We start from the raw sequence: 14,263 nt of genomic DNA on the forward strand, positions 1-14,263 counted from the left end.
GACGTAGGACCAGTCGGACGACCTTGGGGCCGCAGATGAGGCACGCACGGCGCAACCTCCAGCGGCTCGCGCGGCTGGCGGCCATCGGCGGACTCGTCTCGGGCGGGCTGATGGTCTCCAGTGCCGTGGCGAGCGAACCGTCCCCGGGGGCGGGCGCCACGGCCGAGGCGGCGAAGGTCGTCTCGCGGCTCGGGACGTCGCGTACCGCGGGCAACTGGATCGGGGCCGACGGCCGGCCGGTCGTCGCGGTGATCGACGAGGACGCGGCGGCGGAGGTGCGGGAGGCCGGTGCGAAGCCCAAGGTCGTGCGCTACAGCATGGACCGGCTCCGCTCGGCGACCGAGGCCCTCGGCGAGGCGCCGAAGGTCACCGGGACCGCCTGGCATGTCGACTACGCGACCAACCGGGTCGTGGTGCAGGCCGACAGCACCGTCTCCGCCGCGGACTGGTCGAGCCTGACCGGCCTTGCCGAACGGATCGGCGGCTCCGTCCAGATGGAGCGCACCGCGGGCACCTTCACCACCAGGGTGAACGGGGCCTCCCCGATCTTCGCGGGCAACAGCCGCTGCTCGGCGGGGTTCAATGTGACCGACGGACAGCAGTCGTTCATCCTGACGGCCGGACACTGCGGCCCCGTCGGCACCACCTGGTTCGTCGACCGCCAGGGCGACGCCGGACCGCTCGGCACGACCACCGTCTCCAGCTTCCCGGGCAACGACTTCTCCCTCGTACGGTACGAGGGCGGCGAGCCCTTCGGCGGAGCCCAGCCGGACGTCGTGGAGATCGGCGAGGGCCGTGGCGTACGGATCACCGCCGCCGCCGATCCCGTGGTCGGGCAGCGGGTCTTCCGCAGCGGCAGCACGTCGGGCTTCCGCTCGGGGGAGGTGACCGCGCTGAATGCGACGGTCAACTACCCCGAGGGCACGGTCACGGGCCTGATCCAGACCACGGTCTGTGCCGAGCCCGGGGACAGCGGGGGCCCGCTCTTCGCCCAGGGCCTGGCGCTGGGCGTGACCTCCGGAGGCAACGGGGACTGCACGAGCGGGGGCGTCACGTACTTCGAGCCGGCGACCAAGGCGCTGGCCGACCTCGGGGTGAGCCTGGCGGGCAGTGCCTCGGCCGCTCAGGACGGCGCCGGGGCGGGTGCGCAGGCGCCGGTGCCGCCGCCGGCCGCCGCCGAAGCCGGTGCGCCGGGAGCGGCCGGTACGCCCGCGTCGCCGGGCGGTGAGAGCGGATCGGTCACCGTGGAGTCGATCGCCGCCGGCCTCGGGCCCTTGGGCGCCCTCGGTCCAGGGATCGGGGTCATGGTCGCGAGCCTGATCCTCCTGGTGGCCAGCCGCTGGATCCAGTCGGCGCAGGGGCGCAGGAACTACCGCGACCACTACTCCCAGTTGTGGGCCTGAGGCAGGGTCAGCCGGTCTTCCTGTAGGTGAGCGGTTCGCCGCCCGAGCCGACCAGTTCGCGGACGATCGTCGTGCCGTCGGGCATGGCCAGACGGCTCCACTGGCCCGGCGAACAGCTCACCGGGTCGCCGAACGTGACCTGGGTCGGGCCCAGTTCGAGGGGCGGGCCCGAGGCGCGGAGGGTGGCGGACCAGCGGCACTCGTAATTGGGGCCGGAGCCGCTCAAGGTCATCACCTGTTCGCCCGTCGAGCCCTGCGTGATCGTCATGCTGCGGGTGTTGGTGCCGTCGGCCGTGTCGAACGTGGCCTCCCAGCTGCCGAGGTACGCGGCCGGCACCGTGCCCGAGGCTGCGGAGGGGGACGACGAGGGCGAGGGCGAGGGGCCGTCCGTGGCCGGGGTTCCGGACGGGGTGGCGCTCTTGGCGGTGGCGGTCGGCTCGGGGCCGGCCTTGGTGCCGTGGTCGTCCTTGGACATGAACGCGTACACCGCGGTGCCCGCGCCGACCGCGACCACCAGGGCGACGGCTGTCAGCGCGAGCGTGCCGCCGCGCGAACTGCTGGGCAGCGGCGGGGGAGCGGGGGCCGGGAGAGGGGTGAGGGCGGGTGTCGCGTACTGCGGGTACGGCTGTTGCGGGTAGCCGTACGCGGGCTGCGGCGCCGGGGCGGGGGCAGGCAGGGGCGGCGGCGGAGGTGACGGCATCGGCGTCGGGGGTGTCGAGGGCGCCGTGATCGTCGGCTGGTGCGGAGGCGCGGGTGTCGGTGCGGGCGCGGGGAGCGGTGTCCGTGGCTGCTCGTACTCCAGCAACTGCACAGCATGGCGGCCCAGTTGGGCTGTCAGTGCCCCTGGCAGCCACGGCTCGGTGTCCGCATCGTCCGTCGTACGCTCCAGGATCTGCGGCAGTGACGGCCGGGCCCCGGGATCCTTGTGGAGGCAGTCCCGCACCAGCTCGCGCAGGCCCTCGGGCAGCCCGTCCAGGTCCGGTTCCTCCTGCGCGATACGGAACAGCTGCGCATGCACACCGCTCTCCGCCGCGCCGAACGGCAGCCGCCCGGTCGCCGCGTACGCGAGGACCGACCCGAGGCAGAAGATGTCGCAGGCGGGGGTGACCCGGTCGCCGCGCACCTGCTCCGGGGACATGAAGCCGGGGGAGCCGACGAGTGCGCCGGTGCGGGTGAGGCCGCCGTCGGTGACCGTCTCCAGGGCGCGGGCTATGCCGAAGTCGATGACGCGGGGACCGTCGATGGTGACCAGGACGTTGGACGGCTTGAGGTCGCGGTGGATGAGTCCGGCCGCATGGATGTCGGTGAGCGCGTATGCGAGGCCGGAGGCCAGGAAGCGGACCGAGCGCTCGGGCAGCGGGCCGTGCGGTCCGGAGACGACGGTGTGCAGCGCGGGCCCCGCGACATATCCCGTGGCGACCCAGGGGACGGGCGCCTCGGTGTCCGCGTCCAGCACGGGTGCGGTCCACTCCCCGCCGACGCGCAGGGCGGAGCGCACCTCGAGGCGGAAGCGGCTGCGGAACTCCTCCTGCTGGGCCAGTTCCTGCCGTACGAGCTTCACGGCGACGGTCCGGCCGCGGTCCGAGCGGGCGAGATACACCTGTCCCATGCCGCCCGCGCCGAGCCGGGCCAGGAGCCGGTAGTCGCCGATGTGCTGCGGATCCCCAGCTGACAGCTGCTCCATCGCCGTGCGGTCCTCCCCCGTACCCGATGTTCGACGGACCGAGGATAGTGCCACCCGCAGGGGTCATATAGGTCAGGATCCGACCTGTTCGCCGCCTGCGGTCGGTCTCATCGACGTGACCCCGTGAGCGAGGAGACTGTCATGACGGTCAAGCCGGTTCCCGAGGGCTGTACGAGTGTCACGCCGTGGATCATCGGTCGAGGACACGGCAGGCGTCATCGACTGTCTGAAGGCCGCGTTCGGGGCAGTGGGCCGGCCTGGTCAGGCGGTGTCGGTCTCCGTGGGCCCGCCGAGCCCTTCCGCCTCGATCGCCGCCATCGCCTGCGAGAGCTGCTCCAGCGCATGTGCCGTCTCGGCGAACTCCTCGGGGCCCAGGGCCTCCAGCAGCCGGTGCGCCAGCCGCGCATGCCCCGGATCGATCTTCTGGATCGCTTCCCGGCCGAGTTCGGTGGCGTGCAGCAGCTTGGCGCGGCGGTGGGCCGGGTTGGGGCCGTACTCGGCCAGTCCCTGCTCGGCCAGCACATCGGCGACGCGCTGCACGCTCTGGCGGGTGATGCCCATCGCGCGGGCGATCCCGGCGACGGACTGCGGCTCGCGCACCACCGCTCCGAGCACCTGCCAGCGCGCCGCCGTCAGTCCGGCTTCACGGGCCAGGCCGTCCGACACGGTGAGGAACTGGCCGTTCAGGCGGAAGACGCCGAGCGCCGTGCGCGTCAGCAGCTCCTGGGGATGATGCGGGTCTCGCGTGTTCATGCCGAGAGGATCTCGTACGCCGACGCGTCCGAGTCGTGGAACAGCCGGTACCAGGCGTCCAGCTTCTCGCCGTCGTACACGCCGAGCCTGGCGAAGACCTCGCGGGCGAACGCGACGGGTTCGGTCGGGCCGGCGGTGATCAGATCGCCGTCGGTGACGGCGTCCGCGTCGCGGTAGTGCTCGCCGCCCTTGTAGCCGGTGGCGTCGAGGTAGAACGAAACGGCGCTGGTGTGGGCGCGGTCGTCGAGCAGGCCCTCACGGGCGATCCCGGCCGTCGCACCGCAGATCGCGGCGACCGGCACGTCCGCATCGAGGAAGGCGCGTGCCTTGGCCGCGAAGGGCGCGAGGTCGTCCCCGGTGTCCCACAGGTGCGCGCCGGTGAGGATCAGCATCCGGCTGTCGGCCGGGTCGAGCTCGTCGAGTGCCAGATCGGGCTGGATGCGCAGGCCCCCCATGGTGGTCACCGGCTCGGTGGTGGGGCCGACGGTCCGCACGGTGAAGCCGTTCTGGGTGAGGTGGGCGGTGATGTGGCCCGTCTCCCAGTCGGCGAAGGTGTCGTACACGGCGAGATGAACGGTGGTGCTGGTCATGGAGCCCTCCGGACGTGTGCGGTGTTCCGATGACAGAAGACTGTCATAACGACAGTATGTTGTCAAATGACCGGGTGGGTGTCTCCACCCGCACGACACATCGCCGATGAAAGAGGCAGAGGCCATACAAAGTGGCCATGTCGGTCTCCATCCGCGCGTCCTTACCCTGGCGCGCATGACCCCTCAGCCCCTCACCTCCCCCGATCCGCAGGCCGGCGCCGCCGTCAAGGCCGCCGACCGCGCGCATGTCTTCCACTCGTGGTCCGCCCAGGGCCTGATCGACCCGCTCGCCGTCGCCGGTGCCGAGGGGGCGTACTTCTGGGACTACGACGGGAACCGCTACCTCGACTTCACCAGCGGACTCGTCTACACGAACATCGGCTATCAGCACCCGAAGGTCGTCGCCGCGATCCAGGAGCAGGCCGGAAAGCTCGCCACCTTCGCGCCCGCTTTCGCCGTCGAGTCCCGCTCCGAGGCCGCACGCCTCATCGCCGAGCGCACCCCCGGCGACCTGGACAAGATCTTCTTCACCAACGGCGGCGCCGAGGCGATCGAGAACGCCGTCCGGATGGCCCGGCTGCACACGGGCCGCCCCAAGGTGCTCTCGGCCTACCGCTCGTACCACGGCGGCACCGCCACCGCGATCAACGTCACCGGCGACCCGCGCCGCTGGGCCAACGACAACGGCACCGCGGGTGTCGTGCACTTCTGGGCGCCGTTCCTGTACCGCTCGCCGTTCTACTCCGAGACCGAGGAGCAGGAGTGCGCCCGCGCGCTGACGCACCTCGAGGACACCATCGCCTTCGAGGGGCCGCAGACCATCGCGGCGATCGTCCTGGAGACGATCCCGGGCACGGCCGGCATCATGACGCCGCCGCCGGGCTATCTCGCGGGCGTCCGCGAGATCTGTGACCGGTACGGCATCGTCTTCGTGCTCGACGAGGTCATGTCGGGCTTCGGCCGTACGGGCAAGTGGTTCGCCGCCGAGCACTTCGACGTCACCCCGGACCTCATGACCTTCGCCAAGGGCGTCAACTCCGGTTATGTGCCGCTCGGTGGTGTCGCGATCTCCGCCGAGATCGCCGCGACCTTCGACAAGCGCCCCTACCCGGGCGGACTGACCTACTCCGGCCACCCGCTGGCCTGCGCGGCCGCGGTCGCCACCATCCAGGTGATGGAGGAGGAGAAGGTCGTCGAGAACGCGGCCCACCTGGGCGAGACGGTGCTCGGCCCGGGCCTGCGTGAACTCGCGGAGCGCCACCCGTCGGTGGGCGAGGTGCGCGGCACGGGCGTGTTCTGGGCGCTGGACCTGGTCCGCGACCGCGAGACGCGTGAGCCGCTGGTGCCGTACAACGCGTCGGGTGAGGCGGCGGCGCCGATGGCGGCCTTCGCGGCGGCCTGCAAGAAGAACGGCCTGTGGCCGTTCGTGAACATGAACCGCACGCATGCGGTCCCGGCGTGCAACGTGACGGAGGCGGAGGCCAAGGAGGGCCTGGCGGTCCTCGACGCGGCGCTCTCGGTCGCGGACGAGTACGTGGCGTAATCGGGAGCACTGCCCTGTCTGATCGGGGGGCACTGCGCTCAGGGGCTCGCGCCTCGGTCGCAGGGAGCGGGCGTGCCCGTCGGGGATCTCCCCGTACCTCGCGCCACGTCCTGCGGGCGCGAAGGTGCCGGGCCTTCGGGGTCGTCCGGGGTGCGGGGCGGACCGGACGCACGTGTGCCGTGCCCGGAGACCGGGCACGGCACACGGCCGCGCATCGGACGCTTCAGCGACCGCTCATCGGATGCCTCAGCGACCGCTCATCGGCGGCAGGAACGGCATCCCACTGAGGGTGCTGTTCTTCGGGGCGCCGCGGAGGGCCTTCTCGCTCTTGAACCGGTCCACCGCGAGCGCCGCCGGTTCGGTGAGCTCGACCCAGTCCTCGTCCCAGACGAACTGCTGCCCCTCGACGTCGCCGTGCGTCTCCCACACCTCACCGTCGGTGGTGAGCACCTTGGCGAAGGCCGAGTTGCCCTGGGCGGTGATGGACGCGGCACACGGGTTGGCCGGGAAGTTGTCGTTGGGCGGTCCGTCGCTGATGTTCTGCCAGACGTACGGTCCTTCCGCCTCGAAGTCGAGGCCGTCGCCGTCCTCATCGAGGTCCGGGACCCCGTTGCCGTTCGTGTCCGTGTTGCCCTCGTGGAGCCGTTGGCCGACGAAGTACTGCCCGCCGGTGAGCACCACGCTGAACTCTTCGGAGTTGCTGGGGGCGTAGCTGTCGATGTCGGAGCACGGTCCGGTGTCACCGGTGGGTCCGGTCGGTCCGGTGGGTCCGGTGGGTCCGGTGTCGCCGGTGTCGCCGCCCGGTCCGGTGGGTCCGGTGGGTCCGGTGTCGCCGGTGTCGCCGGTGTCACCCTTGGGTCCGGTGGGTCCGGTCGGTCCGGTGGGGCCCTTCTTGGCGGGCTTGGCGGGCTTGCACTTGTCTCCACCGCTCTCCACCACCAGGTGGCCTTGGCGGTCGTACCACCTGTCACACCTGTCGTCCTTCGGCGTGGGTGCCACAGTCACCGCGGCCGCCGTCCGCTGGGTCGGCGCTGCCGCCGTCGCAGGGTTGCTGAGGCCCACCATCACGAAGGCCAGCGACGCGAGCGCACCGCCGGTGAGCACTTTGCCCCGCTGGGGGAGCGGACCGAGGCCGGACCCGTTCCTTCTGTCAGGACTCATGGTGTGTCCTACTTTCTCTGTGTGTGCTGTGCGAACTGGTCACTCGAGGTAGATCCCGGGCCGAAGCCGTTCCGGGCCTACCTCCGGCATGATCCGTTCGCGTTCGCAAGCAGTACGGGAGGCGCGCACGGTGATCAACACATCGGCGGAGCGCGATCGGTCCGATGGGGCTAAGCAGCGGCGCGCCGCCCCGGCACAATGCCGTGTCTGTCGGCGCGCTCGGTCGCGGTTCGACCTACCGTGAACAGCATTCGGCGTTCAGGCCTGTTCGGAGCAGCCGGCCGTCAGGCTGCGTGACCGCGCGTGAGCCATTCCCGGCCGTGCGGGCAACAGAGGGTGTGCACGCTCCCCGACTCAGCGGAGCCGATGTGACGCGACCGTCGGCCGGCCAGGCTCACACCCCCCGTTCCACCTCCAGGAACCGCTTCTTGCGCGGCCCCCGGTACAGCAGTGCCTCCCACCCCAGCCGCCCCAACGCCTCGGCGCACGCCGTCAGTTCTGCGTCCTCCGAGTGGGCTGCCCCGCTGCCCGCCGGTCCCAGCCAGTCCACGTGCACCGTGTGGGGGCGCTCGCCTGCCCGGACCCGGTAGCCCGTCGCCGTACGGCGCTCGTCCGCATCCACGCCCGAGGGCGCAAAGCCCGACGCCTCCAGCGCCAGGGCCACCGCGCGGACCATCCGGTGCAGTTCCCACGCGGCCGGGACGGCGGCCGGGTCCGCCGCGTCCGTGTTGGTCAGGCGGCGGATCTGCAGCATGCCCTCGAACGCCGTGCGCACCTCCGCCGCCCGCACCTCCGCGGCCCGCCCCGTCCCGGCGGGCGCCGGTCCGTCGCCGGTGGCCGGCTCGAACCCGTCCGTCACTCCGGCCTCAGCTCCTCGTGCCGCCGCTGGTGAACGTATGCCCCGCACCCCGTGGCGCGGCCCTGGCCTATCGTGTCCGGGACCCGGAAAAAGGAGAAGGCCACCATGCCCGGCAACGGCGGCAGTACCTCTGTCACCCGCAGCACACTGCGACAGCAGATCGCGGACGCGCTGCGGGACGAGGTGCTGGCGGGGCGGCTGAAGCCCGGGCAGGCCTTCACCGTCAAGCAGATCGCCGACCAGTACGGCGTCTCGGCGACCCCGGTCCGTGAGGCGCTCGTCGACCTCTCCGCTCAGGGACTGCTCGATTCCGACCAGCACCGCGGCTTCAAGGTGCACCGGTTCTCGGTCGCCGACTACCGCAGCATGGTCGAGGCCCGCGCGCTGGTCGTCGACGGCGCCTTCCGCAGAGCCTCCGGGCGGGGCACCCTCATGGACGCGCAGGCCATGCTGTCGGTACGCCGCCGGGCCGAGGAGGCCGCCAGGGCGGCTCGCGCCGGGGATCTGGACATCCTCATCGGCTACGACATCCGCTTCTGGCGCGAACTCAGTCAGATCGCGGAAAATCCTTACATCATCGACTTTCTGCACAAACTGCGCGTCCAGGCCTGGGTGTTCGCCGTGCCGTATCTGCGCGCCGACCCGCGGCTGATGGACTGGCTGTGGGCCGGACACGAGGACGTCGTGAACGCGGTCGCCCGGGGTGACGAGAAATCCGTTCGCGCGGAGATCCGCGCGTACAACGACCATGCGCTCGCGTGGGCGGACCGGCTGGAGCGGTGAGCTGAGGGCATGAGTATCGACGGGGGCACGAGCGCGGCGGTGAGCGCGGACGTACGTACGGACCTGGGCGCAAGCGTGGATCTGAGCGTCGTCGTACCGGCGTACAACGAAGAGGGACGGCTACGGCCGACCCTGGAGGCGATCTGTGCCTATCTGCGCGCCGATCCGGAGCGCTGGGGCAGCTGGGAGCTGATCGTCGTCGACGACGGCTCGACCGACTCCACCGCGAAGATCGCCCAGGAGGCGGCCGCCGACGAACCGCGTATCCAGCTGATCACCGGCGGGACCAACCGCGGCAAGGGCCATGCGCTGCGCCGCGGCGTGCTCGCCTCCTACGGCCGCCGTGTGCTGTTCACCGACGCCGATCTCGCGACGCCCATCGACGAGCTCGCCCGCCTCGACGAACGGCTCGCGGCGAGTGCCGGAGACGCGGCGATCGGCTCGCGCGCCCACCCGGAGTCGCGGATCGAGGTGCACCAGCGCCGTACCCGCGAATGGCTCGGCCGGATGGGCAACCGCCTGATACGGGCCGTCGCGGTGTCCGGCATCCAGGACACCCAGTGCGGTTTCAAGCTCTTCGACGGCGACAAGGCGCGGGCCGCGTTCGCCGACTCACGGCTCGACGGGTGGGGAATCGACGTCGAGATCCTCCGCTTCTTCCGGCGAGCGGGCTGGCAGGTCACCGAGGTCCCGGTCCGCTGGTCGCACGTGTCCGGTTCCAAGGTCCGGCCCGCCGACTACGGCAAGGTGCTGCTGGAGCTGCTGCGGCTGCGCGCCCGGGCCGTGCGCCGCGTGGACGTCGCCGTCGCCGCGCTCTTCCTGCTCGCGTCCGTCGTGCTCTACAAGGACCTGTGGGCGGACCTCGGCGACGCCTACCTGCGTGACGCCGGCCAGGACCAGAACCAGTGGGAGTGGTTCTTCGCGGTCACCGCCGACAACGTCGTCCACCTGCGCAACCCGCTGTTCACCACGCTGCAGAACAACCCCGACGGCGTGAACCTGATGGCGAACACCGTCATGCTCGGCCTGTCCGTGCCGCTCACACCCGTCACAATGCTGCTCGGGCCGGCGGTCACCTGGGCGCTCGTGCTCACCCTCGGCCTGACCGCGACCGCCGTCTCCTGGTACCGGCTGATCGCCCGGCGACTGGTGGCGAACCGGTGGGCGGCCGCCCTCGGCGGGGCGTTCGCGGCCTTCGCGCCGCCGATGATCTCGCACGGCAACGCGCACCCCAACTTCCTCGTCCTGTTCATGATCCCGTTGATCGTCGACCGGACGCTGCGGCTGTGCGAGGGCCGCAACGTCGTACGCGACGGCGTGCTGCTCGGCCTGTTCGCGACGTACCAGATCTTCCTCGGCGAGGAGCCGCTGCTGCTCGCCGCCGTGGGCATGCTGCTGTTCGCGCTGTCGTACGCGCTGGTGCGGCGCGATGTGGCCCGGGCCTCCTGGCGGCCGCTGCTGCGCGGCATCGGCGTCGCGCTGCTGGTGTGTGTGCCGCTGGTGGCGTTCCCGCTGGGCTGGCAGTTCTTCGGACCGCAGAGCTACAAGAGCGTGCTGCACGGCGACAACGCCGGCAACAGCCCGCTCGCCTTCCTGCAGCTCTCGGGGCGCGCGCTGATGGGCTCGGACGCCGGGGCCGACCCGCTCGCCATGAACCGCACCGAGCAGAACGCCTTCTACGGCTGGCCGCTGATCGCGCTCGCGACGGCGATCGTGATCCGCCTGTGGCGGCTCGCGCTCGTCAAGGCGCTGGCGTTCACGGCGGTCGCGGCCGCGCTGCTGTCGCTCGGGCCGAAGTTCCGCATCCCGTACACGGACATCGTCCTGACCGGGCCCTGGCGGGGACTCGCCCATCAGCCGCTGTTCGAGTCGGTCATCGAGTCACGGGTGGCGATGATCTGTGCGCCGGTCCTCGGTGTCCTGCTGGCGCTGGCGGCCGACCGCCTCGCGGCGCCGCGGGAACAGCTGATGCGGGCGGCCGGGTTCGCGGTGCTGGCGGCGGCGCTGATACCGGTGGTGCCGACGCCGTACCCGGTACGGGAGCGGATCGAAATACCGGCCTTCATCGAGCACGGCGCCTACCGCCGGTACCTCGCCGCCGGCGAGTCCCTGGTCGCCGTGCCGCTGCCGAGCCCCGGCAGCGCGGAGGCATTGCACTGGCAGTCGTCCACGGGTCTGGACTTCAAGGTCGCGGGCGGGTACTTCAACGGACCGTGGGGCCCGGACCGTATCGGCATCTACGGGGCGACCCCGCGCCACACCTCCAACCTTCTGGGCGAGGTACGCAACACCGGCCGGGTGCCGGAGATCGGTCCCAACTGGCAGGCGCAGGCCCGGGCGGACCTGGCGGCGTGGAAGGCGGGCGTGGTGGTGCTGGCGCCGCAGTACAACGACGGGCCGCTCTACGACGCCGTGTCGAAACTGATCGGGCGGCCCGGTGAGCGAGTGGCAGGCGTGTGGATATGGGACGTGGGTGCACCGAACCCGCCACGCGGCTGAGCTGGGCCGACCGGCGCTCTTCGCGGAATGTACCTGGCGCACTACGCTGTCCCGACCATCGCACGCTGTACCCGTACCTGTTGGAGAGCGAGCCTGTCTTGGCCTGTGACCTTTGGTTGGTCCCCCTCGTCGATGTGCTGTGCCACAGCCCCGACAACCCCTTCGCCGAAGAGATCGCGTCCTACGACCAGGCACTGACCGCTGCGGGTCTGCCGACGGTCCCCGTCTTTGCCTATATGCCGGGTCTGTCGGGTGATGTCGCCCCGGTGGCCGGGTTCGACTACGACGCGCTGCACTTCCTGCGGCGGGCGTATCTGCTCCAGCTGTGCGGTCTTGCGGTCACTCCGGTCGACGAACTGGGCGGCGACTACGAGCAGTTGCTGGAAATGTTCGAGACGACCGCCCAGCAGTCGCACCTGGTGTGGCACTACGACCATGCGGGCGCGTACGTCCCCGTGGACTTCGCGAACCCCCTGTTCAACGACGAACTGCTCGCGGGCGGCGGCCCGCTCGGCTCCACCCAGGGCCTGCTGCGCGAGCTGGAGTTCGTCGCCCCCTCGATCGGCATCGACCCGGTCAACCCTCCGGCCGCCCCCGAACCGCCGACCCGGCCGACCTCGCTCGAGGAGCCGGCCGGCCCGATCCCGTACGACGAGAGCCCGTTCGCGCGGGAACGGCATGTGTGGCTCGGGCTGCACGCGGCGGCGACGCGGAGTCTGGGACAGGGCTCCATGATCATTTTCAGCTGATCGCGCCCGCGTCAACGGGCCGGCCGCATGCGGCGGGGGATGCTCCACCGGCCGGAAAGGGCGCCGGGAAAGGCGTCGCGGCTCCGGTTCCTTGCCTCGTTGTCGCCGTCTCTTCACCTCCGTCTGGTAGCACATGACGTATGTCACAGACGAACACCCCCACCGCGGGGGAGACCGCGGACGAACTTCCCAGGCCGGAGCGTTTCGCGGACGTCAAGGGCTGGTTCTGGTCCGTCGACCAGCTGCTCTTCGACTGGTTCCTGACCCGTCAGCGTGAGACGGACCAGAAGGGCGATCTGCTCGAACTCGGTGCGTACCTGGGCAAGAGCGCGATCTTTGTCGGCAGTTATCTGAGGGAGGGAGAGGAGTTCACGGTCTGCGACCTGTGGGACTCGCCGGCACCGGACGACTCCAACAGCGCGGAGATGGACCGCTCGTACGCGACGCTGACACGGCGCGCCTTCGAGGCGAACTACCTGTCCTTCCACGACGAGCTGCCGCTCCTGGTGCAGGCCCCGACCTCGGTGATCACCTCCAGGGTCCGCGCGGGCAGCTGCCGCTTCGTGCACGTCGACGCATCGCATCTGTACGAGCACGTCCACGGCGACATCGCGGCGGCGCGCGAACTGCTGGTGCCCGACGGCATCGTGGCCTTCGACGACTTCCGGGCCGAGCACTGCCCGGGTGTCGCTGCGGCGGTGTGGGGCGCGGTCGCCACCGACGGACTCAAGCCGATCGTGATCTCGGGCACCAAGCTGTACGGGACATGGGGCGACCCGACCGCGGCCCGTGAGGAACTGCTCGCGTGGCTCGAGACGCGGACGGACATGTGGCACGGGGTGGAGGAGGTGGCCGGTCTGCCGCTGATCCGTATCAAGGGACCGAAGGCGCAGCCTCCGACCCCGCCCGTCTCGCGCCACGAACAGCTCGCGAAGCGTGCGTCGAAGAAGCCTGGACCGAAGGCGGAACCGGCGACCGCCGCGACCGCGCGGCCGGCCCCGCGCCCCCGCCCCTCGGCGGCCCGCCGCCTGGCGAAGGACCTGCTCCCCCCGATCCTGACCCGCGCGCTGACGTCGGCACGCCGTAGCTGAACGCCGCGCAGGCACCAGGACCTGCCCGGTCCGGGTGGGGCGGGCGGAGAGGCTCCCACCCGCCCCACCCGGACCACGGACCGTACGACGGCTACAGCGAGTACTTCACGCTGGGCACCAACGGGAAGTCGGTCGTCGACCTGGGCGCGGCGGAAGAGTCCGGCATCCGTGCCCGGATCCGCGCGTCCTACGTCAACGACAGCTCCGGCGACACGGTGAACTCCACCACCCATGGCGCCTGGAAGTACATCTACTTCTCCAACTGACCCGCCTCGACCGGACCGGCCCCCCGGAGTTGCGCCCAGCGCGGCTCCGGGGCCGCCCGTTGGGAGACGGACCGTGCTCAGCGCGGCGGCTCCGGGGGCCGCTGCCTCGGCATGTTCGGGCGCGTGCCCGGCGGCAGCGGGAAGCGGCCCTGGATGACGCCGGGCGCCGGCGCCGTCGCGTCCGGGCGGGACGGCCCGCCCAGGGAATGCATCACCCGCGGCGCCGGGCCCGCGCGGAAGTCGACCATCCAGTCCGCCGTCTCCGAGCGCACCAGCTCCGAGACGTCCTCCGAGAAGCGCCGCAGCACGCCCAGGCAGCGCTCCGCCGCCTCGCTCGCCGTGCCCTCCGTGGGGCCCAGCACCTCGCGCACGCTCTCCGACGCCCAGTCGAACTGCAGCTGCTGCAGCCGCCGCTGCACCGCCTGCGCCGTCGCGACGTTGCGCATCCAGCCCGAGGTGAGCCCGAAGTACCGGTCGCAGCCCAGGCACGCGGCGCCGACCAGCAGCGACAGATAGCCCCAGCCCACGGCCCCGTCGACGGCCCCGGCCAGATCCAGCAGCGGCAGTGCCGCACCCGCGATCGCGCCCAGCGCCGTGCCGAGACGCAGCAGCCGCGCATAGCGCCGCTTGCGGGTCCGGTCCGCGAGATACCAGTCCGCCGTGCGCAGCGCGTCCGCCTCGACCCACCGGTACAGCTCGTCCAGCCGCTCCGCCGGCTCGCCCCAGTCGCCGAGGGGGAACGCGCGCCCGGTCAGATCACCCAGCGGCGCTTCGCCGCCCTCCTCCCGGGCAGACCCCCCGGGCTGCATCTCCGGCTGGCTCACCGGTGCACTCCTCTGCGCTCTGGTACGGACAACGCCCTCAAAAGATGTTGACGTTACA

At 71.5% G+C, this 14,263-nt stretch carries 12 protein-coding genes; 6 read left to right on the forward strand and 6 right to left on the reverse strand.

The window, feature by feature from the left end:
- The first annotated feature begins 35 nt into the window (after window positions 1–35).
- Window positions 36–1,403, forward strand: coding sequence for a S1 family peptidase (locus tag ABZ208_RS27275; RefSeq protein WP_356912100.1), 1,368 nt, complete (start codon window positions 36–38; stop codon window positions 1,401–1,403).
- A 7-nt stretch (window positions 1,404–1,410) separates the two neighbouring features.
- Here ABZ208_RS27275 and ABZ208_RS27280 read toward each other — a convergent pair whose 3' ends face one another.
- From ABZ208_RS27280 to ABZ208_RS27290, 3 genes are all read right to left on the reverse strand, one after another.
- Window positions 1,411–3,087 carry a serine/threonine-protein kinase gene (locus tag ABZ208_RS27280; protein WP_356912101.1) on the reverse strand — a complete coding sequence of 559 codons (1,677 nt, stop codon included), beginning with the start codon at window positions 3,085–3,087 and terminating at the stop codon, window positions 1,411–1,413.
- 261 nt (window positions 3,088–3,348) lie between these two features.
- A complete protein-coding gene (locus ABZ208_RS27285; protein WP_356912102.1) occupies window positions 3,349–3,840 on the reverse strand; it encodes a MarR family transcriptional regulator in 492 nt (163 codons plus the stop codon).
- A complete protein-coding gene (locus ABZ208_RS27290) occupies window positions 3,837–4,430 on the reverse strand; it encodes a type 1 glutamine amidotransferase family protein (protein WP_356912103.1) in 594 nt (197 codons plus the stop codon). Before ABZ208_RS27290 ends, ABZ208_RS27285 begins: the two co-directional genes overlap by 4 nt.
- 175 nt (window positions 4,431–4,605) lie before the next feature.
- Between ABZ208_RS27290 and ABZ208_RS27295 the strand changes: the two genes are divergently transcribed.
- Complete coding sequence (locus tag ABZ208_RS27295) at window positions 4,606–5,973, forward strand: aspartate aminotransferase family protein (RefSeq protein WP_356912104.1); 1,368 nt, start codon at window positions 4,606–4,608, stop codon at window positions 5,971–5,973.
- A gap of 246 nt (window positions 5,974–6,219) precedes the next feature.
- Here ABZ208_RS27295 and ABZ208_RS27300 read toward each other — a convergent pair whose 3' ends face one another.
- Window positions 6,220–7,134 (reverse strand): hypothetical protein, encoded by a 915-nt coding sequence (locus ABZ208_RS27300; RefSeq protein WP_356912105.1) that lies wholly within the window; start codon window positions 7,132–7,134, stop codon window positions 6,220–6,222.
- 394 nt (window positions 7,135–7,528) lie between these two features.
- On the reverse strand, window positions 7,529–7,993 hold the full coding sequence (locus tag ABZ208_RS27305) for a hypothetical protein (RefSeq protein WP_356912106.1): 465 nt from the start codon (window positions 7,991–7,993) through the stop codon (window positions 7,529–7,531).
- Between the two features lie 105 nt (window positions 7,994–8,098).
- Between ABZ208_RS27305 and ABZ208_RS27310 the strand changes: the two genes are divergently transcribed.
- From ABZ208_RS27310 to ABZ208_RS27325, 4 genes are all read left to right on the forward strand, one after another.
- Complete coding sequence (locus ABZ208_RS27310) at window positions 8,099–8,776, forward strand: GntR family transcriptional regulator (RefSeq protein WP_356912107.1); 678 nt, start codon at window positions 8,099–8,101, stop codon at window positions 8,774–8,776.
- 9 nt (window positions 8,777–8,785) lie between these two features.
- Window positions 8,786–11,275, forward strand: coding sequence for a dolichyl-phosphate beta-glucosyltransferase (locus ABZ208_RS27315; protein WP_356912108.1), 2,490 nt, complete (start codon window positions 8,786–8,788; stop codon window positions 11,273–11,275).
- Between the two features lie 98 nt (window positions 11,276–11,373).
- Window positions 11,374–12,024 (forward strand): hypothetical protein, encoded by a 651-nt coding sequence (locus ABZ208_RS27320; RefSeq protein ID WP_328398393.1) that lies wholly within the window; start codon window positions 11,374–11,376, stop codon window positions 12,022–12,024.
- A 140-nt stretch (window positions 12,025–12,164) separates the two neighbouring features.
- Window positions 12,165–13,115: a class I SAM-dependent methyltransferase gene (locus tag ABZ208_RS27325; protein WP_356912109.1), complete on the forward strand. Its 951-nt coding sequence runs from the start codon at window positions 12,165–12,167 to the stop codon at window positions 13,113–13,115.
- 343 nt (window positions 13,116–13,458) lie between these two features.
- On the opposite strand, the gene ABZ208_RS27330 is transcribed toward ABZ208_RS27325, so the two are convergent.
- Window positions 13,459–14,205 carry an SLATT domain-containing protein gene (locus tag ABZ208_RS27330; protein ID WP_356912110.1) on the reverse strand — a complete coding sequence of 249 codons (747 nt, stop codon included), beginning with the start codon at window positions 14,203–14,205 and terminating at the stop codon, window positions 13,459–13,461.
- Window positions 14,206–14,263 lie beyond the last annotated feature (58 nt).

This window comes from Streptomyces sp. NPDC006208 (assembly GCF_040613775.1).
GTDB lineage: Bacteria > Actinomycetota > Actinomycetes > Streptomycetales > Streptomycetaceae > Streptomyces.

What these genes read in the sequence shown, in the direction of transcription:
- ABZ208_RS27275 (WP_356912100.1), top strand. Translation starts at nt 36, where the DNA reads ATGAGGCACGCACGGCGCAACCTCCAGCGGCTCGCGCGGCTGGCGGCC.
- ABZ208_RS27280 (WP_356912101.1), bottom strand. Translation starts at nt 3,087, where the DNA reads ATGGAGCAGCTGTCAGCTGGGGATCCGCAGCACATCGGCGACTACCGG.
- ABZ208_RS27285 (WP_356912102.1), bottom strand. Translation starts at nt 3,840, where the DNA reads ATGAACACGCGAGACCCGCATCATCCCCAGGAGCTGCTGACGCGCACG.
- ABZ208_RS27290 (WP_356912103.1), bottom strand. Translation starts at nt 4,430, where the DNA reads ATGACCAGCACCACCGTTCATCTCGCCGTGTACGACACCTTCGCCGAC.
- ABZ208_RS27295 (WP_356912104.1), top strand. Translation starts at nt 4,606, where the DNA reads ATGACCCCTCAGCCCCTCACCTCCCCCGATCCGCAGGCCGGCGCCGCC.
- ABZ208_RS27300 (WP_356912105.1), bottom strand. Translation starts at nt 7,134, where the DNA reads ATGAGTCCTGACAGAAGGAACGGGTCCGGCCTCGGTCCGCTCCCCCAG.
- ABZ208_RS27310 (WP_356912107.1), top strand. Translation starts at nt 8,099, where the DNA reads ATGCCCGGCAACGGCGGCAGTACCTCTGTCACCCGCAGCACACTGCGA.
- ABZ208_RS27315 (WP_356912108.1), top strand. Translation starts at nt 8,786, where the DNA reads ATGAGTATCGACGGGGGCACGAGCGCGGCGGTGAGCGCGGACGTACGT.
- ABZ208_RS27325 (WP_356912109.1), top strand. Translation starts at nt 12,165, where the DNA reads ATGTCACAGACGAACACCCCCACCGCGGGGGAGACCGCGGACGAACTT.